Annotated in this window: 15 protein-coding genes and 1 other RNA gene; 8 read left to right on the forward strand and 8 right to left on the reverse strand. The window is 41.2% G+C overall.

Features of this window, described 5'->3' with window-relative positions:
• Window positions 1-130 precede the first annotated feature (130 nt).
• Window positions 131-1,882: a TonB-dependent receptor domain-containing protein gene (locus EHW67_RS11090; protein WP_126162440.1), complete on the reverse strand. Its 1,752-nt coding sequence runs from the start codon at window positions 1,880-1,882 to the stop codon at window positions 131-133.
• A 25-nt stretch (window positions 1,883-1,907) separates the two neighbouring features.
• A complete protein-coding gene (locus EHW67_RS11095; protein WP_126162441.1) occupies window positions 1,908-4,931 on the reverse strand; it encodes a tetratricopeptide repeat protein in 3,024 nt (1,007 codons plus the stop codon).
• A gap of 147 nt (window positions 4,932-5,078) precedes the next feature.
• Between EHW67_RS11095 and EHW67_RS11100 the strand changes: the two genes are divergently transcribed.
• A complete protein-coding gene (locus EHW67_RS11100) occupies window positions 5,079-5,762 on the forward strand; it encodes a cell division ATP-binding protein FtsE (RefSeq protein WP_126162442.1) in 684 nt (227 codons plus the stop codon).
• Window positions 5,763-5,930: 168 nt separating this feature from the next.
• Here EHW67_RS11100 and EHW67_RS11105 read toward each other — a convergent pair whose 3' ends face one another.
• Complete coding sequence (locus EHW67_RS11105) at window positions 5,931-8,954, reverse strand: ThuA domain-containing protein (protein WP_126162443.1); 3,024 nt, start codon at window positions 8,952-8,954, stop codon at window positions 5,931-5,933.
• 273 nt (window positions 8,955-9,227) lie between these two features.
• On the opposite strand from EHW67_RS11105, the gene EHW67_RS11110 reads away from it, so the two are divergent.
• From EHW67_RS11110 to ppgK, 3 genes are all read left to right on the forward strand, one after another.
• Entirely contained in the window at window positions 9,228-10,043 is an 816-nt protein-coding gene (locus EHW67_RS11110; protein ID WP_126162444.1) for an NUDIX hydrolase, read from the forward strand.
• Window positions 10,044-10,097: 54 nt separating this feature from the next.
• The gene (locus EHW67_RS11115) at window positions 10,098-11,585 is read left to right on the forward strand and encodes a sulfatase (RefSeq protein WP_126162445.1); all 1,488 of its coding nucleotides are present in this window, start codon (window positions 10,098-10,100) and stop codon (window positions 11,583-11,585) included.
• 135 nt (window positions 11,586-11,720) lie between these two features.
• Window positions 11,721-12,473, forward strand: a complete 753-nt coding sequence (gene ppgK / locus EHW67_RS11120) for a polyphosphate--glucose phosphotransferase (RefSeq protein ID WP_126162446.1) — start codon at window positions 11,721-11,723, stop codon at window positions 12,471-12,473.
• Window positions 12,474-12,594: 121 nt separating this feature from the next.
• Here ppgK and EHW67_RS11125 read toward each other — a convergent pair whose 3' ends face one another.
• The 3 genes from EHW67_RS11125 to EHW67_RS11135 all read right to left on the reverse strand — a co-directional run bounded on the left by EHW67_RS11125 (window position 12,595) and on the right by EHW67_RS11135 (window position 16,102).
• Window positions 12,595-13,500 (reverse strand): hypothetical protein, encoded by a 906-nt coding sequence (locus EHW67_RS11125; RefSeq protein WP_126162447.1) that lies wholly within the window; start codon window positions 13,498-13,500, stop codon window positions 12,595-12,597.
• 120 nt (window positions 13,501-13,620) lie between these two features.
• A complete protein-coding gene (gene typA, locus EHW67_RS11130; protein WP_126162448.1) occupies window positions 13,621-15,420 on the reverse strand; it encodes a translational GTPase TypA in 1,800 nt (599 codons plus the stop codon).
• A 193-nt stretch (window positions 15,421-15,613) separates the two neighbouring features.
• On the reverse strand, window positions 15,614-16,102 hold the full coding sequence (locus EHW67_RS11135; protein ID WP_126162449.1) for a DinB family protein: 489 nt from the start codon (window positions 16,100-16,102) through the stop codon (window positions 15,614-15,616).
• 175 nt (window positions 16,103-16,277) lie between these two features.
• Here EHW67_RS11135 and kdsA point away from each other — a divergent pair, with 175 nt between their 5' ends.
• The 3 genes from kdsA (at window position 16,278) to EHW67_RS11150 (ending at window position 20,375) form a co-directional block, all read left to right on the forward strand.
• Window positions 16,278-17,096 (forward strand): 3-deoxy-8-phosphooctulonate synthase, encoded by an 819-nt coding sequence (gene kdsA, locus EHW67_RS11140; RefSeq protein ID WP_126162450.1) that lies wholly within the window; start codon window positions 16,278-16,280, stop codon window positions 17,094-17,096.
• Window positions 17,097-17,383: 287 nt separating this feature from the next.
• A complete protein-coding gene (locus EHW67_RS11145; protein ID WP_126162451.1) occupies window positions 17,384-18,697 on the forward strand; it encodes a sulfatase-like hydrolase/transferase in 1,314 nt (437 codons plus the stop codon).
• 73 nt (window positions 18,698-18,770) lie between these two features.
• Entirely contained in the window at window positions 18,771-20,375 is a 1,605-nt protein-coding gene (locus EHW67_RS11150; RefSeq protein ID WP_126162452.1) for a sulfatase family protein, read from the forward strand.
• Between the two features lie 45 nt (window positions 20,376-20,420).
• On the opposite strand, the gene EHW67_RS11155 is transcribed toward EHW67_RS11150, so the two are convergent.
• Window positions 20,421-21,644 carry an NAD(P)-dependent oxidoreductase gene (locus EHW67_RS11155; RefSeq protein WP_126162453.1) on the reverse strand — a complete coding sequence of 408 codons (1,224 nt, stop codon included), beginning with the start codon at window positions 21,642-21,644 and terminating at the stop codon, window positions 20,421-20,423.
• Between the two features lie 385 nt (window positions 21,645-22,029).
• Here EHW67_RS11155 and ssrA point away from each other — a divergent pair.
• Window positions 22,030-22,428: a transfer-messenger RNA gene (gene ssrA / locus EHW67_RS11160) on the forward strand.
• Between the two features lie 493 nt (window positions 22,429-22,921).
• Here the strand turns inward: ssrA and EHW67_RS11165 are convergent.
• Window positions 22,922-25,357, reverse strand: a complete 2,436-nt coding sequence (locus EHW67_RS11165; protein ID WP_126162454.1) for a hypothetical protein — start codon at window positions 25,355-25,357, stop codon at window positions 22,922-22,924.
• Between the last annotated feature and the right edge of the window lie 16 nt (window positions 25,358-25,373).

Raw genomic sequence — 25,373 nt, forward strand, 5'->3', positions numbered from 1 at the left:
CTAATGGCGTACTATGAAGTGGACTACAGTACAATAAAGTAATCTATATTGGGTCTGGCCCAATACTGACCCCTGCCCTACTATGCATCGCCTACTTGGGACCTAAACTACCCTTAGTATTATAAACCTCTTACAGATCAAATTTATAGGTAACTCCGGCCAAAACCTGAAAGCCCTGAACCCTATAATTGTTCCATTTCATATAGTTCTGGTTGGCTATATTATTAGCTCTTGCAAAAATGGATAGTTGATCGTCAAATCGGTAACCAATATGTGCATTGGCATCAAAATAACTTTTTAAAGTTACTGGGGTCATTGTAAAATCTTCTGGTAATGTCCCCGGCGAAGCAATTGTTTCCAAATCATCGCGCTCACCTACATAAAAAAGATTAGCTCCCATAAACCATTGCTCCCCAATTTGATAATCCAAGAAGGTAGAAGCGGTAAGTCCCGGCAAATTCCAAGCAGGGTTATCGGTTTCCGTGTCGTAATCGTACACCTGGGCATTGACACCCAAACTAAAATTGCGATTTATGTCTATATTAATTTCCCCAAAAACACCCAAGGTTTTTACGTCATCATAAAAAACCTGAAAACTATTGCCGTAGTAATATCCTTTGTCATCTGTTCTTGTAGTGTTTTCCGGATTAAGCATAAAGAGTGGTTTTCTATTCTCGGCCTTATAAGATCCTTTAACATTGTAGCTCAGATTTGGCAGTAATTGCCCTTTTAATCCAATATAACCATCGTATTGCTGATCTGTAGGCTGAAGGTCCAAGGTGGGTGACACATACGGATTCTCCTCTACAAAACTGTAGAACGAATTTTGTTTCAACTCCCCTTCAATTCCCCCATAGGCAACAGCTACCTCGTCTAACAAACGATAGGATGCCGTTACCTTGGGGTAAATATAGAAGTTGCCCTCACTATTCTCTAAATCCATGCCATAGACCAAATTCACCCCTAGATTAAGGCTTAGATTATCCCTTAAAATTTTAATATTGGGGTTAATTCCCGCCTGTAGGTGTGCATAGTCTATTCCTGGCAAATTGGATTCATTGCTCACCTCACTGTTTTTAAACTGCCCCCCAAGATAGTCTATCTTGGTCTTCACTGTCAACAGCTCATCGGACAGGGGAACCTCAATAGTAGGTTCCAACACTGCCCTGTTCTCTCCAGATTTAGTTGCATCCCAAAATCGCCTAAACAAGAGGTTGGCTCCTTTAAAAAAAGAATCCTCCAGACTTATAAAAGCGCCTGCATAGGCATTAAAATAATTCTGTTTTTCATCTATACCGTTTACCACTTCCTCTGTATAGTATCCATTGGGAATCCCGTACCAATTATACAATTGATGCTGTCCCCCAATATGGGCTCCCCAACTTAAATCCCTATCCTTTTTGGAGTAATTCGCCTCCAATTTCGTATTGTAGAATACGTTGTCCAAGGCAGTCCCATCTATTTCCCCTCTCGAAGAATGGTGATTTAGGCTAATATCCAGTCGCTCATCCCTATTGATAGCGCTACTGGTGTAAAAATCTACCAAGGCATTGTTATAGTTGCCCAACCCTACCGATGCATAGGTATTGTACAATTTTGCCGGAGGTGTTTTTTCTACCCCTGAAGCCTTGCCCTTTGCAGGGGTAAATGTGGAGGCTACCGGCACAGAAAATATACTGTAGGTTATTGGCTTTTTTTGCAATACTATGGAATCATTAAGGCTAGGAAGGGACTTCACCTTAAAGGCATCCGATATGGTTGGGCTATAGGCCTTAACTACCGTGACGGTTTCCGTACCAATATCTTTTTTATCGTCCTGTGCTGTTGTGGTCTGTACAAAACCAACAATAGCGAATATGAATACTGTGATGTACTTGTGCATATAATGTTCTTTTTGCAAGGTATTTTTAATTTCCTTCTGGATTAATAGAGGAATTGCTCTGAGCTTCTTTTGCCTTTATTATGGCCGATTCCTGTTTGGCCTGTTCAACAATACCGGGATAATCTCCAAAATTAGCTATTACACTATCCAAGATATAGGTGGCCTGAAAAGCATCTCCCAAGGCATAAAAGTTTTTGGCCATAATAATAAGGCCCTTGGCACTCCATTCCTTGTACCCGGCATAATCCTTGGCCAATTTTTGGACCGAAGTGTTGGAAGCCTCATAATTATTTGCCTTGTTTTTAAAATAGGCGTCGTAATAAAGGGCTTCGGCCGCCAATTCGCCTGTGGCAATTTTTAAAACTTCGGCATAAGCCTTCTCTGCCCTATTTTCATCATTGGTTTTTATGGCCGATCTGGCAATCATAATGTGGGCATCACTCTTTATACGGTTGTCTATTTTAGGTGAAGACAGCACCTTACCCGCATATTCAATGGTCCTAGCATAATTGGACTGCTCATAATACCCCTTCATAAGGTTAGATTGTGCAAAGGTGATGTTCTGTTGAATTTCCGCTTTGGACTCCAATTCTTCCAAATAGGGAATGGCTGCTACATAATTGTTTTTACCTACATAAATCTCACAAACCCTTGTAAGGGCCTGTTCGGCATATTCATTATTCCCTTTGGAAGCCACATTTTTAAAATAGGGCAAGGCCTTTTCTTTCTGGTCTTTAGCAAAATACAGCTGCGCCAAATTAAAGTTGGCCTGTAGGGCATTCATCCCGTTGGGGAATTCTTTCAGATAACGTTCATACCCCCTTATGGCAGCCTCGGAATTACCTTCAATATATTGTTTATCGGCCGACTCGTAGGTGGCGTTATCCAGTTCGGTATCAGTGACCTCCACAAAATCCAAACCTTTTACCCACTGTGCATACTCGTTGACCCTTCCAAGGTCTACATAAATAAGTTTGGCAGTGGTAACGGCCTGCATGGCCTCCTGTGAGTTGGGATAGTCCCTCACCACAGTCTTAAATTTGCCCAGGGCCTGTTCGTTCCTATTGGCATTGTAATGTACCAGGCCTTGACGCATCATGGCTTGGGGCACCAAGGAACTACCTCTATAGCTTTGTATCAATTCATCGTACAACTGCAATCCCCGTTCCGTGTTATTGGCCTTCACATAGGAATTAGCCAGCTCAAACAAGGCATCATCCTTAAGCGTAGATTTTGGGTATCTGGACACAAAATTGGAAAGCTCCTCGATCTTGGTGGCACTACGATCTACAAATCCATAACTCATGGCCTTTTGATAGGCTGCATAATCGCTATCGGGGCTTTTACGGGCTATAGCCTTGTTATAGGTCTCTATAGCTGGCCAATATTTTCTGCTTACAAAATAACTATCGCCCAAACGCAAGTAGGCATCATCCAATTTCACTGCATCGCTGCTACCGCTTTCCAAATAACTGGCAAAGGAAGATATGGCATTGGAATAATCTTTTAATTTGAAATAAGCGTAGGCCAAGTTGTAATACAATTCCTTGAATTCTGTGGTAGCCCTAGCTCTTGGATTTCCTTTAAACTGAAGGTAACCGGCTACCGCCTCCTCAAAATGGTTCAGGGCGTAATCTGCCTCTGCCTTCCAATAACTGGCTCTTGCCTCAAAGAAAGAATCTTCGGCATTGTTCAAGGATTTTTGAAAAACATTGGAAGCCTCCTCATAATTTGCTTCCAAGAACAATTCCACTCCTCTGTAGAACGCTACCTTTTGGTAGGTGGCCTTAGAGGCAAAATTTTTGTTATTCTCCAATAGCGTCATGGCTCCGGCAAAATTCTTGGAAGTAATATAGGAATCTACCAAGAGATTCTGGATCTCCTCTTTATGATCGTCATTGGGATATCGTTCCAAATAGTTGGTCATCACCTGTGGTACAGGTTCGTAGGCATTGCCTATTTCATAGCTTAGACGTGCATAATTTAGATAGGCATCTTTTTGAATTTCCGTATTAAAATCCATTTGGGATGCGTTTCTAAAGGCATTTAAGGCCTCCTGTTTTTTATCTAATTTAAGGTAACATTCCGCTAAATGATAATAGGCATTTTGGGAAACACTGTTATTGCCATCTATTATTTTATTAAACTGTTGTACCCCATTGGCATAATCGCCTTGCATATAATAGGAATAGCCCAATAGATAATAATCCGTGTTGCTCCATTTTCCTCTTTTACCCTTATATTCCTTTAAGTAAGGAATGGCATTGGCATATTGTTTTAAATTGAAATAGCTTTCGCCAATAATTTTATTGAGTTCCGATATTTCATAACGATCAGACTTGGGCAGTTGTTTTTTGGCCAGTGCTATGGCTTCTTCAAACTTCCCCAGTTTAAAATTCATATCTGCCTGATAGTAGGACAACTTTTCCTCTAACAACTCTTGATCGGCAATTTGATCAAAACGCTGATTGGCCTGGGCATAGTCATCTTGCTGGTAAGCAATATAACCCAGATAATATTTGGCTTGGGAGCCATAGGTTGTAGATGTGGTTACCTGGTTAAGGTATCGTTCTGCCTCCTTGGGCTTGTTAGATGAGAATAAGGCATACCCGTTATTAAAATTAAACCGCTCCTTATCCTTTCTGGACATGGAACTTTGGTCTACCTTTTTGTACCATTTTAAGGCATAGGGGTATTTACCGGTTTCAAAATAATAGTCGGCCACATCCAAATAGGCAGAATTGCGTTTGGTAGAGGTTGGATAGTGCTCCACAAAATCTTCCATCATCCTATCTGCCCCCAACTGATTTAGGCGAATGGCCGCATTGGCGGCGTAATAAGCACTATTGGCCTGGGTCTCTTCATCCCTAGTGTTGTTTTTTACTTTCTCAAAGATTGTTTGGGCTGCTTGATACTGCTTATTATTATACAATGCCAAGGCCTCTTGATAGTCCTTCTGGTCATGCGTATAAATCTTGGTTTCCTGGGCCGATACAAAAAATACGGACCCAACAAAGCACAGTAATACAGCGGTTTTTTTTCTTAGCATAATGTTCTCTAACAGTTAAGAATTACCGTATTTAAATTATATAACGATAAATATTGTCCTCAAGTATATGATAAAGAAAAAGATTTTTTAAGAAGATTTGGTTTATTTCAACAGGAACTTATTACATTTATATCAACATTAGGAACTATGAGCGAAAGCATATTGCAGCTAAAGGATGTAGCCGTATTTCAAGGAGAAAACTTGGTATTGAACGATATAAGCCTAGAGATAAAAAAAGGTGAATTTGTTTACTTGATCGGAAAGACCGGTAGCGGAAAAAGTAGTTTTATGAAGACCCTCTATGGTGATCTTCCTTTGAAGCAGGGAACCGGACAAATTGTTGACTTTGATCTAAAAACCTTAAAGGAACACCAAATCCCCTATTTAAGAAGGAAACTGGGTGTGGTTTTTCAGGATTTTAAACTATTGCCCGATCGCAATATCAACAACAATCTCATTTTTGTACTAAAGGCCACAGGATGGAAAGATCAGAGCAAAATGAACGCCAAGATCGAGGATGTGCTGGAAAAAGTAGGCATGAAAACCAAGGGCTTTAAATTTCCACATGAACTTTCTGGCGGGGAACAACAACGCATTGCTATTGCACGTGCCCTTCTAAACGACCCTGATTTAATTTTGGCCGACGAACCTACGGGCAACTTGGACCCACAGACAAGCGTGGAAGTTATGAAAGTACTTCAGGACATCAACAAAACGGGAAGGACCATTCTCATGGCCACCCATGACTATGCCCTTATCCTAAAATACCCTTCCAAAACCCTAAAATGTAACGGAAACAAGGTATTTGAAGTCATTCAACGGGCTATTTAATACTATCAACAAAACACTTAGACCAAGTTAAAAACAATTGGCCGGCCAAAACTATTGTTTATCAAATAGCTGTTGGCCCAACCCAAAATAAAAAACCCTAAAAATCGTACATATTATACGATTTTTAGGGCCCTGTTTTACTTAGAAAATCCAGAATAAAACAACCTACTATTTGGACTTGGCCTTAGCTTTTAGCACAACGGACTTGGAGCCCGTCAAAGGTTTTACATTTACTTCCCCATTATCGGTATAACTGGCAGTGATCACCATTACAGTATTCCCTTTAGGAGGATTGGGGTCAATACTTCCTGAAGCCGGCAAAGACTTCTTTTTCATCCCGGTATTGGCCAAGGACAGTATATAGGCCGAAATTTGTCGAGCCTCATCTTTGGTCAAATTGGGATGTGCTGGCATGGTAACCTCACCCCAAACGCCACTACCGCCAGATATTATCTTTTTCTGCAGGTAATTCATGGCCTTTTTGTCATTTTTATACTTTTCGGCAACATCCTTATACATGGGGCCTACCGACTTTTCCTTTTCCTTGTGACAGGTTTTACAATCCAAAGCCATGGTCAACGCCTTACCGGTAACGGCAGCGGACACTTCCTGATGCCCCAATGACATGGAAGCCTCGTCCAAACTTTCTAAATAATCAACCGAAACAAAAATATTGTTCTCATCAATGTCCGAAGTATCCGGGTCAGTAACCGATACCGAGTATTTTACTGGCACCCCTGGAGTAAACAATTTTTCATCTCCACCACTGATCTCAATAGACAGCTGTGGTCTGGAGTTCCCTACTACCAGGTTCACGGCCTCGCTTTTTGCAGAAGCCTCTTTTTTATCTACAACCGAAACCGAAATAAAATAATCCCCGGGCTCTTCATAGGTATAAGCGATTTCAGGCTTGGTAGTCTCTTTGGTTTCCCCATTCCCCAAATCCCACACATAGTGCATGGCATCCTGCTCGCGGTCCTTTGCCAAGACCCGTGCCTTAACGGCAAGAGGCAAGGGACCGGAAGTCTTATCCACTACTAGCTTTTCAATAAGCGGAGGTCTATTACCCCCATTATATTCAATATAACTTAGGGCAGCGTCATCATTTTTAGAGAACCAGCCGCTACCGTATTCCAATAGATAGACCCTACCATCCGTACCTACCTCCATATCTATGAGGTTGTTCAGCTTTATTTCATCTGCAAAAGGTTCCATCTTATTAAATTCCCCGTTGGGAAACAAGCTAACAGCCATCATCCAGCCCCTTATCCAATCATATACCAATACCTTTCCATCATAATACTCCGGCAGAGCATTGGGTCCGTTGTATAGATCTGAATAATACACAGGTCCTGCCATGGCATTTCTACCACCTGTTCCAATTTGTGGAAATTCCTGTGATGCCACATAGGGATAAAACCCATATGCCGGCATGGCCTTGGGAAGCACCCTAAGTCCCGTATTATTTCTTGAATCGTTTATAGGCTTTTCAGGATCAAAAGCTTCTCCACTTTCGCCTGTAGCATAATTATAACTGCGGTACGGCTTGTTGTCGGCAACAAATAAGGGCCAGCCAAAGTTTCCGGCTTCCCTGGCCTGGTTCATCTCATCATAACCTCTGGGACCCCTGGTTTCCATACTGTCTATTCTTGCATCCGGACCAACATCCCCCCAATATACATACCCCTTTTTGGGGTCTACCGAAATTCTATATGGATTCCGATGACCCATGGTAAATATTTCTGGACGGGTCTTTGCCGTACCCTCAGGGAACAAATTACCCTCCGGGATGCTATAACTTCCGTCCTCGTTTACTTTTATACGCAATATCTTACCCCTTAGATCATTGGTATTCCCAGAAGACCTACGGGCATCATATTGCTCTTTTCCTTCCAAATCGTTCAAGGGAGCATAGCCCTTATTGGTATACTTTGCTCCTTTTTCATTAAATGGAGTACTGTTATCACCAGTAGACAAATACAACATATTATCCGGACCAAAAGCTATGGAGCCAGCAGTGTGGCAACATATTTCCCGCTGACTGTCTACCTCCAATATGATCTGCTCCGAGGCCATATCAAAAACATCACTCTCAAACTTAAAACGGGATAGCCTATTTACCCACTTATCACCGGTAGGACTATAATACACATAGATCCAATGATTTTTTTCAAAATCGGGATCTCTTTGCAACCCCATCAATCCTTCCTCAGCATTTACATTAGGGGTATTTAAGGTTTTATGGTAAACATCCAAAAAACCTACTTGGGACAACTCTTCCGTTGCGGCCTTATACAGCATAATCTCACCCCTTCTCTGCGAAATTAGGATATCATTATTTGGGAGTATAGCCATTTCGGTTGGTTCAAAAAACCCTCCTACACTCAAAGGCACCTTGGTAAAACGATCCGAATCTGGTGGAATTTGACTAATAACCTTACTATAGTCAAGAACTTCATTATCGCCAATGGCATACTGAATTCCTCCTAACAAGTGTTTTAAGAACAATTCCTCGGAAAAACTCTCTTTCGTATGGCCCAGAGCCGTATAAAAAGCACGACCCCCATCGTATTCATGGTACCAACTCATAGGGTGGTGCTCTCCATTTTTTCCTCCCTTATAAGTGCTCTCATCCACAGTCATCAACACCTTCACATCTGGGTTAAGCTTTTTAAAATTATAAAGCTCATCCGCCCGGTGCCAAATAGAATCGGTGAACATATTTGTAGCTGCAAAATTCTTTTCCTTAATCACAAAATCTGCTTCCGGGGTTCCAGCTGGGTGACTGTCAAAATAGGCCCCTACCAACTTTCCGTACCAACCCCAATCATATTCGGTATCTGTGGCAGCATGTACCCCAACAAATCCACCTCCAGATTGAATATACCTTTCAAAAGCCGCCTCTTGCTTGGCATCCAAGATATTACCTGTGGTACTTAGGAAAATTATAGCAGAATACTTCTTTAGGTCTTCATCGTTAAAAACCGCTGCATTTTTGGTGGTATCCACTAAAAAACCATTTTCCGATCCCAATTTTTGAATAGCCTCCAATCCTGTTGGAATGGAAGCATGTTTATACCCCATAGTTTTAGAAAAGACCAAAACCTGGGCTTGTCCCTCCCTTTTATTGCTATTACAGGACATAAGGATTAAAATAAACATACCAAGGGTAAGCGCAATGTAATTTTTCATTGACAGAGTTTTTTAAGGGTTAGAAACAACAGGATTACACACGGGGAACAAGATAGGAATGGATTACGCGGAATGCCAACATTATATAATCAGAAATTAATTGTGAGAACATCCCAATAAGAATATTTTTATTCAAATATAATATTTATTTAACACTCTTATTGGCACATCATAGATTATATGCATGTTCTTTTACGAAGCACCTTCATCATAGGGTAAACAGTATTTTTTTCTGCAGAAATATTTTTTACCTTTAAAAACCAACCAGGGCCAATGATTTTTAAAAAACAAGTATTTCGTGCCGATAAAAAAGTAACCCCGCTTATAGGAATTATTCTATTCTTTATTTCCATATTTCTCTTTATCATCACCATCCCCTTGGGCTTTGTCTATGGGCTGTTTTACAAATTTTTCAAAAAAGGGATTGTTGGGATTGGTGAGTACCTCCTAAACATTGCCATCTCCATTGACCAGTTGGGCAATGTAACCATGCAGCATCTATTAAACCTGTTATGGATAAAAAAGAACGGATATAAATTTGGCAATCGGGACGAGACAATTTCCAGTGCCCTAGGCAGGAATAACAAGCTGGGCACCCTCAGCTACTTTGGAAAAACAATGGATAAATTCCTTAATTTAATTGATAAAAACCACTCCCTCAACTCCATAGACTATTACATAGAACCATCGGCCGATGTTATTGACAAGCTGGCGTGGATATATATTATAAACCAACGTGTCCTATTGCTAGGAAGCAAGGAGCAGCCATATTATTCCTTTCCTGGAGGAAAAAAGCAAAAAGGAACCTCTGATGCCATGACATTACAAAAACGAATTGCCGATGTCCTACAAATAGAGTTGGATATCACCACTTTTCAATTTATTGGTATTTTTGAAGCCGAAGCTGAGGAATACAAACCAGGGATTTTAACAAGAACCACTGCCTATAGTGCCAGTTTTTCGGGTGTTCCCACAGCTTTCGCAGAAACCGACCAGATAGTCTGGTTACAATATAAAGACCGTGATAAGGTTTCTAGGGTTGATAAATTGATTTTCGATTTCCTTAAGAAATCAGGGCGACTGGCCTAACCCAACCAAACGTTGTATTTTAATCCATTACAAACACTAAAACTATAATAATCCATGCCAAACCGATTAAAAAAAACACCCTTCCTTTTCGCTTTAACCCTCCTTTTAACAATTAGCAGCAGTTGCGCCCAAGAGCCTAAAGCACCCAATGTATTGTTTATTGCCGTGGACGACCTACGAACAGAATTAGGTGCCTACGGCAATCCCATAGTGCAATCTCCCAACATGGATGCATTGGCTTCAGAAGGGGCATTGTTTACCAATCATTTTGTACAGGTTCCCACCTGCGGGGCCTCCCGATACGCCCTATTGACCGGTATGCGGCCCACCAAACCCCTTCACCTTCGGAATGATGCCATTGAAAAGGAATTGACCCATAAACCAGAAGGCAAAACTCCCGAGAGTTTTATACACCAGCTAAAACAAAACGGCTATTACACTGTAGGTATTGGGAAAATTAGTCACTCTGCCGATGGTTACGTATACGGTTATGAAGAGGAAGTATCTTCCCAAAAAGAATTGCCCCATAGTTGGAACGAATTGCTGTTCAACCCTGGCAAATGGGAAACAGGATGGAATGCTTTTTTTGCCTATGCCAACGGAGAGAACCGGCAAAGCCTAAAAAAACAGGTGAAGCCTTACGAAGCAGGTGAAGTGAATGATGATGGCTACCCGGACGGACTTACTACACAACTTGCCGTTGCCAAGCTTCGGGAACTTAAAAAGCAAAAACAGCCATTTTTTATGGGCGTAGGTTTTTTTAAGCCGCATCTGCCCTTCAATGCCCCAAAAAAGTATTGGGACCTCTATAAACGGGACGATATTCCACTATCACCCAATCCAGAAATACCAAAAAACATCAACCTAAATAGCCTGCATAACAGTGGAGAGTTCAATCAGTATGCTCTAGGTGAAGAACATCCAAATTTGACCAAGCAGGCTTCCCAAGAGTACGCCAAAAAATTACGGCACGCCTACTATGCCTCTATTAGCTATATAGACGCACAGATTGGTGAACTCTGGAAAGAATTAAAGACCTTGGAAATGGACAAGAACACCATTATTGTTATCTGGGGAGACCACGGTTGGCATTTGGGCGACCAACGGGTTTGGGGCAAGCACACCCTATTTGAAAACGCCCTAAAAAGCGCACTTATTATAAGGTCGCCATATGCATCCCATCAAGCCAAAAAAGTAAATACCGTTATGGAAACAGTGGACATCTACCCCACTTTGTTGGAATTGTGCAACCTTAAACCTAAAAACAAGGTTGACGGTGAGAGTTATAAAGCAATTTTGGACGGGAATCAACCTACTGTAGCTCCAATGGCCTATAGCTATTACAGAAATGGTATTAGCCTACGCACAGAACGATACCGCTTAACCAAATACTATAGATCCGAAAACCCCATGATAGAACTATACGATCATTTAAAAGATCCCAACGAGACGGTAAACATAGCCCATGATAGGCCAAACCTAGTGGCAGAGCTTTTGCCAAAACTTGAAAAAGGCAATAAAGGTCTTTATACCTCAAAATAAATAGTAACAACAACAGCGAATTTAAGTTTACAAAAGCTACCAAACACCCTTACTGGAACGACTCAAAAAAATATAAAGATTCCTTAACTAAAAAAGTTTTTTGTTACTTTGTTCGCAATAATTACAAATTAATACATGGAAATCCTCGGAATTGATGTCGGTGGCTCAGGCATAAAAGGAGCTATAGTGAATATGGAAACCGGAGAAATGATTACGGAACGGTTTAGAATACCCACTCCAAAATCGCGCAAACCAAAGCCTATGGCCGAAGTAGTTGCCAAAATTGCGGAGCACTTTAACTACAAGGGGCCTATTGGTTGTGGATTTCCAACCGTTATTAAAAAGGGAATCTGTAAAACACCTGGAAATCTACATAAAAAATGGGCCGGCGTTAATGTAAACGAGCTCTTTAGTGAAGCTACCGGCCTACCGGTTACCGTAGTCAACGATGCCGATGCGGCAGGCTATGCTTCCATGAACTATGGAGTAGGAAAAGGCAAGGATGGGCTAGTTGCCATGATTACCATAGGAACAGGCCTGGGCAGTGGCGTATTTTTTAATGGTGAATTGTTACCAAATTATGAATTGGGACAAATACCTTACAAAAAATACGATAAGATAGAATTATGGGCTGCAGCCTCCGCCAAAGAAAGAGAAGACCTCAGCTATAAAAAATGGGGCAAACGCTTCAATGTTTTTTTGGAATTGGTAGAATTGATCATCTCTCCGGACCTTATTATTCTAGGAGGTGGAACCTCCAAAAATTGGAAACAGTTTAAGGATTATATCAACATAGAAACTCCCGTAATCCCTGCTAAACTACAAAATCATGCCGGGATAATTGGTGCGGCAGCGGCGGCCTACAATAAAAAAGCCTTGGTACATTAGCGACAAGCTTTTAAACCACCATGTAAAGCGCCCCCCTGTATTCATATATATTGGGTTACAATAAGAAAGCAAAAAAAAGGTGATTTCCACTATTGGCAAATCACCTTTTTTATGGCATCATTTAGAGCCCTTTTAAAAGTTCTCCTCCTTCAGGGCGCTCAAAGAACCCTTCTTCCAATTGCTTTTGAAATTTGATATCACTTATTTCAATACTGGTGATGGGCTCGCCCTTTGGATGACCATTGTCTGTGGACCAATAAGTATAAAATTTTGTAGGAAAAGCAATTCCCTCAACCGTTTTAAGACTGACCAGCTCCATAAATTTTTCCGGATTATTTCCTCCGTCGGGAAAATACCCTGGGTAGGAAACTATATACCGAAGTGCGGTTAAAAGATGTGTCTCCTGGTCCATATACAAGATATAGTAATCATCCGGAGCATCCCCAGTACCGGAATCGAAGGTTACTTTTACCACCTCTTGGGGTTTGTCCTTGTACACTACTTTGGGCAAAAGTTCCAAATTTACCCCTTCCCCATCCAAAACTAGTGGTTGTGCGGCCAAATATAACGGGGTAAGTGCCCAAAAACGTAAATTATACTTAAAAGCAGTACTATCCTTGGTCTTCACCCAGGCATTTTCCCCATCCCATCCATAAGTTGCCGTACTGTCGGTTGTGCTATAATGCCTTGCTTTGTTGCTCCAAGTATCAATTGTTTGATAGGTATCACGGGGAACAGAACCGTCCAACGGCTGATAATTAAACCTAAAAGACAAATATCCGTTACCAAACCACTTCTCCAATCCTCCGTGAGCTTCCATGGACTCCCATATCACTTTACCTGCCTCACTGGCATTCAAGCGTTTATTGGCCTTCTCTACACGTTTCTGAATCCACGACTCTGGTATATGATAACCCTCTTCTGCAGGGAAAACTTCAGTCTTATCGGCTTTCTTATGTTGCTCCTTGCAACCATTGGACAACAATAAGATAGCTGCCATACATATCGTTAAAAAACCTTTTCCCATACTCCTAAATTTTAAATTTAAATCTGCTTTGTCGGTATTACCTCTCAATCCTTTCAAACCAATTAAAAAAAAATCCCAAGATTTTACACCTGGGATTTTAATATTAACTTAACCATTCACTTAGGCTATTTTATTACGCTTGCGCTCATTCTCTGTTAAGTGTATTTTTCTGAGACGCAAATGTTTTGGAGTAACCTCTACATATTCATCTTTCTGTATATATTCCAAAGCCTCTTCCAAAGAAAACTTGATGGCCGGAACAATCTTGGCCTTATCATCGGCCCCTGAAGAACGCACGTTGGACAATTTCTTGGTTTTGGTAATATTAACCGTCATATCATCTCCCCTTGAGTTTTCGCCAATAACCTGACCTTCGTAGATATCCTCACCAGGATCTACAAAAAACTTACCTCTATCCTGTAACTTATCAATAGAATAAGGAATGGACTTCCCGGTTTCCATAGATACCAAGGACCCATTTTGTCTTTGGGGAATATCCCCTTTCATAGGCTGGTATTCCAAAAATCTATGAGCCATAATAGCTTCTCCCGCAGTGGCTGTCAATAATTGGTTTCTAAGACCGATAATACCACGTGAAGGAATTAAAAACTCACAGACCATACGATTTCCTTTGGCTTCCATGCTGGTCATTTCCCCTTTACGGATAGATACCATTTCAACGGCCTTTCCAGAAACTTCTTCTGGCAAATCGATTGTAAGTTGCTCAATTGGCTCACATTTTACACCATCAATTTCCTTAATGATTACCTGTGGCTGTCCAATCTGCAATTCATAACCTTCCCTTCTCATGGTTTCAATAAGTACCGAAAGGTGCAATACCCCACGACCAAAAACCAAAAATTTATCCGCACTATCGGTTTCATGTACCCTTAATGCCAAATTCTTCTCCAACTCCCTTTGTAAACGGTCATTGATATGTCTTGAGGTTACAAATTTACCGTCCTTTCCAAAAAACGGACTATCGTTAATGGTGAACAACATACTCATGGTAGGCTCATCAATAGCAATGGTCTTCAATTGTTCCGGGTTTTCTATATCCGCTACGGTATCCCCGATCTCAAAGCCTTCCAAACCTACGATAGCACAAATATCCCCTGTGCTCACTTCCTCTACCTTTAAACGCCCCAAGCCTTCAAAAGTATATAATTCCTTTATTTTGGATTTTACTATGCTTCCATCTCTTTTTATCAAAGAAACCTGCTGCCCTTCCTTTAATGTCCCTCTCTGCAATCTTCCAATAGCGATCCTTCCTGTAAAGGAGGAATAGTCCAAAGAAGTGATCAACATTTGGGTATTACCCTCCTGAGGCTCAAAAGTTGGGATATGTTCTATAACCATATCCAATAAGGGCTCTATGTTTTCTGTTTGATTTTTCCAATCCTCGCTCATCCAATTGTTCTTGGCAGAACCATAAACGGTTGGAAAATCCAATTGCCACTCTTCAGCACCCAATTCGAACATAAGGTCAAAAACCTTTTCATGTACTTCCTCGGGAGTACAGTTTTCCTTATCCACCTTATTGACCACCACACATGGCTTTAAACCAAGGTCAATAGCTTTTTGAAGCACAAAACGCGTTTGTGGCATAGGTCCTTCAAAGGCATCCACCAATAAAAGTACTCCGTCTGCCATATTTAGTACACGCTCTACCTCACCACCAAAATCGGCGTGACCAGGGGTATCAATAATATTGATCTTCGTATCCTTGTATACTACCGAAACGTTCTTGGAGGTAATGGTAATACCTCTTTCCCTCTCCAGATCATTGTTGTCCAAAATTAGGTCACCAGTGTTCTGATTTTCCCTGAACAGTTGACAATGATACATTATTTTATCTACCAAGGTTGTTTTACCGTGGTCAACGTGAGCTATAATAGCTATGTTTTTTGTTACTCCCATATTTAATTTTTAAACGCATCTAAGCAGCCTAAATGCGGGCGCAAAGATACTCATTTTTTTCACCCCAACTACAAAAGCCCAATTTTTCTTATCTCACTGATTGTGAAGCTGTTTTACAATCTACTCCATAATCCTACATTAAATTGAAAATCTGTCCTTGAACCTCCCATTGGGTACAGCTAAAGCCCTCTCCCTAAACCTGTTCATCGGCAGATGGACCATAGGTTGCGGGAACAGACTGGTCTAACAACCTAAGATATACTCCCAACTGTGCCCTATGATGTGGAATCTGGTTAAACACCATACCCCGTAGCACATTGTATTTAGGCATTTCCATAAGAGTCTGCCCACCTTTTTCCATCTTCCAAGTTTTGTGATACTCATTGTTTGGAACCTTTAAGGAATTCACAGCTTCCTTTGCCGATGATGTTAGGGTGTGAAGCATTTCATCCACATTTTCGTTTATTGGCGGTTTATAATCATCCATGGTCATTCCGTCCTGGGTCATTGTTCCTACGATCCAACTGGGCAATTCTGCCAAATGGCTCCCCAATTGCTTTAGGGTCATTGATTTCTCATGTGGTCTCCAATCCAATTTATCTTTAGGAATACGCTTCAAAAATTTTTCAGTGATTGCTATTTCCTGTTCTAGTTCCGGGATCAATAAGTCTTTAATTTCCATGACGTTGCGTTTTTAGATTAGACCTTATAATTTACGACAATTATCCCAATAAATGATTAGTTAAAAACCTAAAACACATTAGTAATAACCTCAATGTCCCAGTTGATACTTAGGGAGCATTTGCCCACAATTTGCTTATATCTATTCCTTATCTTTGCCACAAATTAGAATAAGGATGAAACTAGAACTAGTACCCCAGATAAAACACACCCAAAGCAATAACTTTTTCCTGCTCTGTGGCCCTTGCGCCATTGAGGGGGAAGATATGGCAATGCGAATCGCCGAGAGAGTGGTTTCTATTACCGATAAATTGAACATTCCCTATGTTTTTAAGGGGAGCTTTAAAAAAGCAAACCGAAGTAGGGTCGATTCGTTTACAGGCATTGGAGACCAAAAAGCCTTAAAGATCCTTAGAAAAGTTTCCGAAACTTTTAAAGTTCCCACCATTACGGATATCCATGACGTATCTGATGCCCAAAAGGCTGCGGAATACGTAGATGTGTTACAAATACCGGCCTTTTTGGTCCGGCAAACGGATTTGGTGGTGGCTGCCGCCGAAACTGGCAAGGTGGTAAACCTAAAGAAAGGACAGTTTATGAGCCCGGAAAGTATGAAGCATGCAGTGCAAAAAGTCCTAGATTCAAACAACCAGCAGGTATTGGTAACCGATAGGGGCACCATGTTTGGCTACCAGGACATGATTGTAGATTTCCGTGGCATCCCTACCATGAAGCAATATGCTCCGGTAGTGTTGGATGTTACCCATTCCCTACAACAGCCCAATCAGTCCTCAGGGGTAACGGGAGGACGGCCAGATATGATAGAAACTATTGCCCGCGCCGGAATAGTTACAGGTGCGGACGGCATTTTTATGGAGACCCATTTTGACCCTTCCAATGCCAAAAGTGATGGGGCCAATATGCTGCACTTGGATTACCTGGAAAAATTATTGACCAATTTGGTTGCTATCCGCAAAACCGTCAATTCCCTGTAAGACCTAGAAAACATTTTTAAGACATAAGAAGGACTTTATAAAATGCCGCAGCTTAAATGCGGCATTTTTTTATTCCGGTTTGGTTAGAAAAGCAAATGATGTTAGAGGTTTCTAAGAAACATGTCCCTATCCAAGCTATGGGACAGCAAGGCACAACAAACCTGGGAAACAGTTTTTAGGATTAAGCGCGGTTTGCCTTATTCCAACATTGATATATATTTGCTTTTGACAACCACTGCTACCACTAAATGGAGAACAGGGTTGCAAACCAACCAAATTGATCCCCTATGAACCGCAATCTCTTTTTTCTCTTTTTGACCATCGGCCTTTTACATCTAATATCCTGTAAAAATTCTGTCAAGGAAACAGAAAAAAAGAAACCCAATATTATACTCATCATGGCCGATGATTTGGGAATTGAAACTTTAGGGTCATATGGAGGCAGTAGTTATAAAACCCCTAACCTGGATCAACTGGCCAAAGGGGGCATGCGATTCACACATTGCTACGCCACTCCCTTATGCACTCCTTCCCGTGTTCAGATCATGACTGCCAAGTATAGTTTTCGCAATTATATTGGCTTTGGTTTGTTGGACCCCAATGAAAAGACCTTCGGTCATTATATGCAGGAAGCAGGATATACTACCTATGTTGCCGGAAAATGGCAATTGCTGGGAAATGCCCGTCAACAACAATTGGCCGGCAATAGAATAGGAACCTGGCCAGACAAGGCCGGATTTGACGATTATTGCCTCTGGCAAATAGATACATTGGGCTCACGTTACAAAAATCCTACATTAAGTAGCAAAAAAGACGGAACAAAAACATACCCGGGTGAATATGGCCCTGATATTTTTCTGAAAAACATAACCAACTTTATGGAAAAGCATAAAGAAAGCCCTTTTTTCGTCTACTACCCTATGGTGTTGACCCATGACCCTTTTGTTCCGACTCCAAAGAACAAAAAATTTACCGATTTTGCCCCAGGATCAAAGGTCAATGACCCTGCCTACTTTGGGGAGATGGTCCATTATATGGACTCCCTCGTAGGACAGATAGTGAAAAAAACAGAAGAATTGGGAATTCTAGAGAATACGCTCATTCTCTTTGTTGGCGATAATGGAACGGATAGGGATGTTGTATCTACCCTAAACGGCCATCCGCTTAGGGGCGACAAAGGCCATACTACTGAGGCCGGGACACATGTCCCTTTTATAGTACAATGGAAAGGCAAGGTTGCCCCCAATAGCACCAACAACAATTTAATTGACTTTACTGATTTCCTCCCCACCTTACTGGATATAGCCGGAACCAAAAAATCATCAAACATGACACTGGACGGTCTAAGCTTTTACCCTCAGCTATTGGGGAACAATACCGTAAAACGGGATTGGATATTTTGCCATTACGAACCCAATTGGGGAAAGTTTAGGAACAGGCGATACGTTCAGAACAAATCATGGAAATTATATGGCAATGGCGAACTTTATAATTTGGATAGGGATAATGCAGAAAAATTCCCGATACAGCCAGATAATTACCCAAGGGAACAGCAAGCGCTCATAAAGACCTTTAAAGCGGTTTTAAACCAATACAATTAGTTAATTTATTACTGGTAATACAAAAACAAAATATTATTTTTACCCTCTAATTTTAGATCTTATTACAAGCCATATGAAACCCTCATTATTAACTATCATTTTCGCAGGATTATTCCTAATTGTATCTAGCTGTAAGGAAGAAGCCAAGGAGCAGGCCCCTCAAAAACCGAATATTGTTTTCATAATGTCCGATGATCATGCATACCAAGCCATTAGCGCCTATGACGACCGACTTATTACAACTCCAAATATAGACCGAATAGCAAAGGAAGGGATGCTTTTCACCAATGCCAGCGTTACCAACTCTATCTGCGCCCCCTCTAGGGCTGTGATCCTAACTGGAAAACACAGCCATATGAACGGAAAAATAGATAACATATCCCCATTTGACACCACAAATGTCACCTTTCCACAGCTATTACAGAAGGCAGGTTACCAAACGGCTATGTTTGGGAAACTGCATTTTGGCAATAATCCAAAAGGATTTGACGAGTTTAAAATACTTCCAGGACAGGGAGATTATTACAACCCCCGTTTCATTACAGCTACTGGAGACACCACCGTTACTGGTTATGTGACCGATATTACCACAGACCTCACCTTGGATTGGCTAAAGAAAAGACGAAAGCCCAACAAGCCCTTTATGTTGATGTATTTGCACAAAGCGCCACATAGATCATGGATGCCTGCACCTAGACATTACAAGGAATTTACAAAGAATACATATCCTCTACCCAGTACTTTGTTCGACGATTATGCTTCCCGAGAAACTACGGCCGGACCTGCAGAAATGAATATCCTAAAACATATGACCCTGCGCTATGACTTAAAAATAACAGATGAGGTGCTGGAGGAATTAAATATTAAGGAACATTTGGGTATTGGAGGCCTTAGAAAATTTAATCCTGAACAAAGAGCGGAATGGGACAAAGTGTACGGCCCCATTAACGAGGCCTTTAAAAAGGAGTATGCCAACATGAACGATTCTACCCTAATGGTATGGAAATACCAACGCTATATGCAGGACTATTTAGGGACCATTGCCGCAGTTGATGAAAACGTTGGTCGGGTTTTGGATTATTTGGACCAGGAAGGGCTTGCCGAAAACACCCTAGTGGTGTATACCTCCGATCAAGGTTTTTATTTAGGGGAGCATGGTTGGTTCGACAAGCGGTTTATGTACAATGAATCCTTTAAGACACCGCTACTTATAAAATGGCCCAATATAATTACTCCTGGCACCACAGAAGATGAAATGGTACAGAACTTGGATTTTGCACAGACCTTCTTGGAAGTGGCCGGTGTAACAGCTCCTGAAGATATGCAAGGAAAAAGTCTAGTGCCATTGCTTAAGGGCGAAAAAGAAAAATGGGATAGGGATGCCGTATACTATCACTATTATGAATATCCTGCAGAACACGCCGTAAAAAGACATTATGGCATAGCCACTAAAGAATATAAACTGATACATTTCTATTACGATGTAGATGTTTGGGAACTCTACGATCGAGAAAAAGACCCACAGGAACTCAACAACGTCTACAATGATCCAGCTTATGCCGAGGTGGTTTCTGAAATGAAGGAAAAACTAACTGAGTTGCGAAAAAAATACAAGGATTCCGATGCCTTGGGCAATCAATACATACAGCTTTACAAGGATAAAGGATTGATAGAATAGTGAACAGGGTACAGTAAACAGTGAGCAGTCTATACTGTTTACTGTTTACTGTTTACTGTTTACTATGCCTTTGCCTTCAACATAGTCCTGTAAATAGGAATATCTATCCGTAAGTTTTCCATCTTTGGTCATCCTGGCTCTTTCCAGAACACCGTCCTTATCCCCATTAAAAAAGGCAGGGATTACATTTTTAACAAAGGCTTCGCCAAAACCAATACTGGCATCCCTAGGTAACTCGCAGGGTAAATTATCAACGGCCATTACTGCAACCGCCCGAGAATCCTTTACGTCTACCTCTGATTCTGAAATAGGATCATAACCATAAACGGGATCAGCAATGGTACTGGAGCGTATGGTCGTTGCCACGGGACCGTCAATATCACAACTGATATCGGCAACCACCTTTATTTTAAATTTTTTTTGTTTGGCATCTTCCCGGGTAAAAAGGTAAGGCGCCCCATCACCGTAGAAATGTCCGGCTATATACATATCACTTACTTCGGCAAAGCGCATAAAATTAGAACGGTATTCCTCTGGATGGGCAAAAAAGTGAGCTATATCTTTTTGAAGTCCGTCCTTGTGCCGATTGTAATCCAGTACATCTATCTGACAATATATGGGTTCATCAAAATCTTTATCCAGATAATCCTGAACGCCAACACCTTTAACACCCATGGCATCCAGCATTTCCTTTGCGCCATTTCCAACCCTTCCCTTGCCGGTTAAAACTATTTTTATATTGGGAAGATCAACCTTACGCAATTCAGCTATCAACGCCCGTTGATCGGTTAGGGTCTCGGCCTTGGGCAGCTGAAACCTTTCATATTTTAATCCGTATGCCCTAACTCCGTTATAAGCCCCAACTATTCCGGCATACCTGCCAAAAGCCACAAGACGCTCTCCATTAGAATTGGTAATGACCTCATGGTCGTACAATTCGATATTCTTTTCCAAAACGGCCCTGAGCAAATCTTGATTATAGGGCTGTTTTTTAATGGTATGCGAAAAGAAGAAGTATTTTTTATTGGGCAACAAATTGGATATTGGTACTTCCTTGACCCCTATAAGCACATCACAGGCATCCATTTTCGTTGATACAGGGATTCCCTTTTCCCGGTATGCCTCATCAGGGAAGGCCCGTATTGGAGACGGTTCTACCATAAATTCTGCCTTCTTAAATGTACCCATTGCACTCTCACAGGCCTCAGGTGTTAGAACCACCCTGCGATCGGGCGGATTTTTGCGTTCCCTAATTATCCCAAACTTCATAAATAATAAATTTATAACTTTATTAAACCCAATAGTTGTAAATGTAACATATGACAACTTGACTAGCAAAATTTTTTTTGGAATACTTTTTGAAGTATCTTTGGCGACCTCGTTAGGGATAGAGGCGGCATCTTTTTTGATTTTCCTTTGACAATGTTTGGGTGAAGATCAAAAAAATATAGCCGATAGCCCGACCTTTTTTTTGACACCTACAAGGTTTTGAAAACCTTGCAGGAGAAAAAAAGGGAACGCCCAAAAAATGGTTACAAAGTTCATTGATAAAAAAGATGAGAGAATATTTCTGCGTATAGTGGAATAAACCTGGCTGTATCCTAGGATTAGGCAGGTTGGATTACGATACGCAAAGCGTACCTATCTCATTGAAGGGGCCGACTGGTTTTGACAGCGAGATCAATTGGAATGTAAGCATGCCGAGCGCTGGGCTACAGCTCGTTAATCTCATTTTCCACACTTTTTAATTGGCGAAAATAATTACGCTCTTGCCGCTTAATCTGAATCATAGTAGGATTTAGCCTCGTTCCCGCAAGGCGGGAAAGCGAGATGTTTCTGGGAAGCCCTTGTTGACGGCGTCCCTTTCAGAAGCACCATCAAAGTCAACACAAGGGTAGTGAAGCTTCGGCACTATCACCAAAACTTAAGAAGCTAAGTGTGTATTAGGCTGTTTCTAGTCAGGTGCACATCGAAAACCAATTAGGAACTAAGCATGTAGAAGGCATTGTAATTGCTTGTTTGGACGAGGGTTCGAATCCCTCCGGCTCCACGATTAAGCGCAACTGGTTTGCGATTTACAACATTAAAAGCCCGACAAGTTTACTTGATCGGGCTTTGCTGTTTTAAAGCGTCTGGACCACAAGGACAGCCAGTTGCATTTACGGGACGGGGGCCATTAGGGAAAACCAAAGGTAATCCCTCTAAATAAGTAAGTTTCGCCTACAGGATTCGAAGGCCAACACGCCAGCCTGCACCCCTACTGATGATCTTTTACGAAAAATTAGCCTCCAGAAAATAAAGAAAACACAACATCAAATTAAGGTTTATTATAGATTTAAGCCGTATACCTTTTAAGAAATGAGCTTTTGTCCTAGACTTTTCTACGATGCGCTTTGGCCGGCATGTTATGGAGGTCCATGGGCAGAGGTTTTGGAATACTGCCCAACTATATAAAAATATCAGAAAGGGTTGGCCCAAATTGTAGCCCAACCCTTTCCTCTTTTTTGTGCTCAAAAATAGATTGCTATTTTATCAAAACCAGATTATTATATCCCGACTTTCTCTGGATTTCCAGCCGTTTTGATTTCCAACTTCAGACTAGCCTCTTCTTGCGCCGAAAAGGTACAATCAACCTTAATTTTATGACCTCCACTACTGATATTAAGTTTTTCTGGGTCTATCGGGATGCTTTTTATTCTATTCCAGGATTTATCGTACAGCACAACCTCATTACCACCGTCGTACTTCAGATTCTCTCCTTTGTCTATAGTGATATCCAATTTAACTTTTTTGAAATCATCCAACTCAATGGTTATGCCGGATACCTTGGTATTCTTTGTAGTCAAAATAAATTTAATTGGCTGCTGGGAATATATATTTTTATACTGGAACTCTGACCAAACCGGCTCTCCAGGTTGTCTAATCTTCAGCTGGTGCTCAAAGCGCTGAACGGAATATGGGGTTAAATTCCAACTATTTTCCGATACCGTTTCCAAAGAGAACTCATCATTGATATTTTCCATCCTCTTCTTTTGTTCCTCGGTAAAAGCTCCGGCGAGTCGCGCCTTTTCCCACTGTTTTATTTTCTCCAATATCTCATCCCCAAACCCGTTCTTTTTAACAAGATCCACAGAGGTGACCAGCGCATAGCCGGCGTCAAATGCAGCACTCCTGGCCAACATCCATTCTATGTCTTCCAAGCTGGTATTGTCCCGCATGCTAAACCAGCCCAACATACAGGGAATAAAATTTCTCCTAAAATAATCCTGATTCAATAAGCGATATGAAGTCTGACTTTCCCTAAAACCGGCGTACCATGGTTCTCCCCAGTTCATACGAGTAAACATGTGCCAAAAATAATGGCCTGGTCTACTAGCATCCATAATATAATTATTCTTTACCTCGGGTTCCAAATTACTATACCATGCATCCACAAATAACAACTCTCCGTATGCGCCCATTCCTGTTGAATAGTTCCCTTCCAAACCATCGAAGGATATTTGTTTTAAACCCGTTTTATTATATAGATCCGCTATTATCGTTGACATTTCCACCCCAAGTTCCATATTGGCCAAAAGCGTCTTATAACCGTGGTCTGCCAATTTTGAAATTTTATCGCCCTGGTTATGACCAATAGCCTGTGTCCCAAAGGCTCCCCGTTGACAATTTAACAACACCCAAGGAGTCGTTTCCGTGACACTTTCGTATCTAATTATTTCATCACCAACTACCACTGCGTGAAGGTTGTTGTTGCTCATTTGGTTAAAAAAGGATGGATCTTTAATTTCGATATTTTTATCCTCTACATCTATATCATTGACAAGAAAACTGGACCCTACCTTTGCCAATCTTTTATCTGGAACAGGTGTTACGTAGGGGTCATTGGTGGTTATAAAGTTGGACAAGGTGTGGGCACCTAATTTAATTCCCTCCTGTTCTGCCTTTTCTACACATTCTTTCATGCTATCCCAATTATTGGGAAATGCTTCTTTATGTAATTCGAAATGTCCCCAATTTACAAATGGCCCGGGGTGGTACAGGTATTGCAGGCCTGCCTTTTTGGTCAGGGCTATGGCATCATCAATATTTGTTGTCCCAAAGTCTTGGATTAAATAGGCGGCAGTAGCTGTTTTAGCCCTTTTACTCCAAACCCCATCTATGGTTGGATGTGGTAAGCCTTCTGCCAATTCTATTGCTTCAAGGGTATTGAGCACTTCTTCTGGGCTACACCCGAACAAGGCGATTTTAGAGCCTACTATACCCTTGTCCTCGAATGCCGGAGCCACATACTGCTCATGGTCCATGGCAGGGATGACCCTTTCCTGATTCCTATTTCTGGTGTACGCCTGTAAAGAACTCCCATAATCTTTGGGCATAGCCGTATGTCCTCTATAAAGTATGTTTAGGGAATCTGAAATATCTACCAAACTAGTAGTTCCGAAAATATCAAAAGAGGGTGTTGAGTCGTCCTCGGCAGAAGGGTACCCGCCCAGTGTTCTTTTGTTCAAGGCTTGAATTCCAATAGCAAATTCCTTGTTGCGGACCACCCCTACAGTTTCTCCAATGGTTTCTTTAATGGATGTCTCAAAAGGTCCCCACAAAACCAATTCAATTTCGTTTTCTTTGGTAATCGACATAAGCTCCAAAGTAAGGTACCCTTCTTTTTCTTTCAGAGCAACCTCTGCTTCTATGCCATTTTTTGGATAGCTTAACATAATAGTATCCTCCAGTTCCTTAATATCACAAGATGCTGGATATTCCAATTCTCCGTTAACCCTGATTGCCAAAATGGATTTGGGGTCCATACCCTGATATAAGTAATTCTTTCCACTTTGGGAATCATCCAAAGTCTTGATAGCCCCATATTGGTCAAATCCAATATCAAGATCACCTGCCGAATACATATTCTGTTTGTTATCGGTACAGGAAGCCAACATTACCAAAATTGCCAAAATCAACAATTTGAGGATATTTATTTTCATAGTAAATAGCTTATAT

The organism is Arenibacter aquaticus, assembly GCF_003957295.1.
Lineage (GTDB): Bacteria > Bacteroidota > Bacteroidia > Flavobacteriales > Flavobacteriaceae > Arenibacter > Arenibacter aquaticus.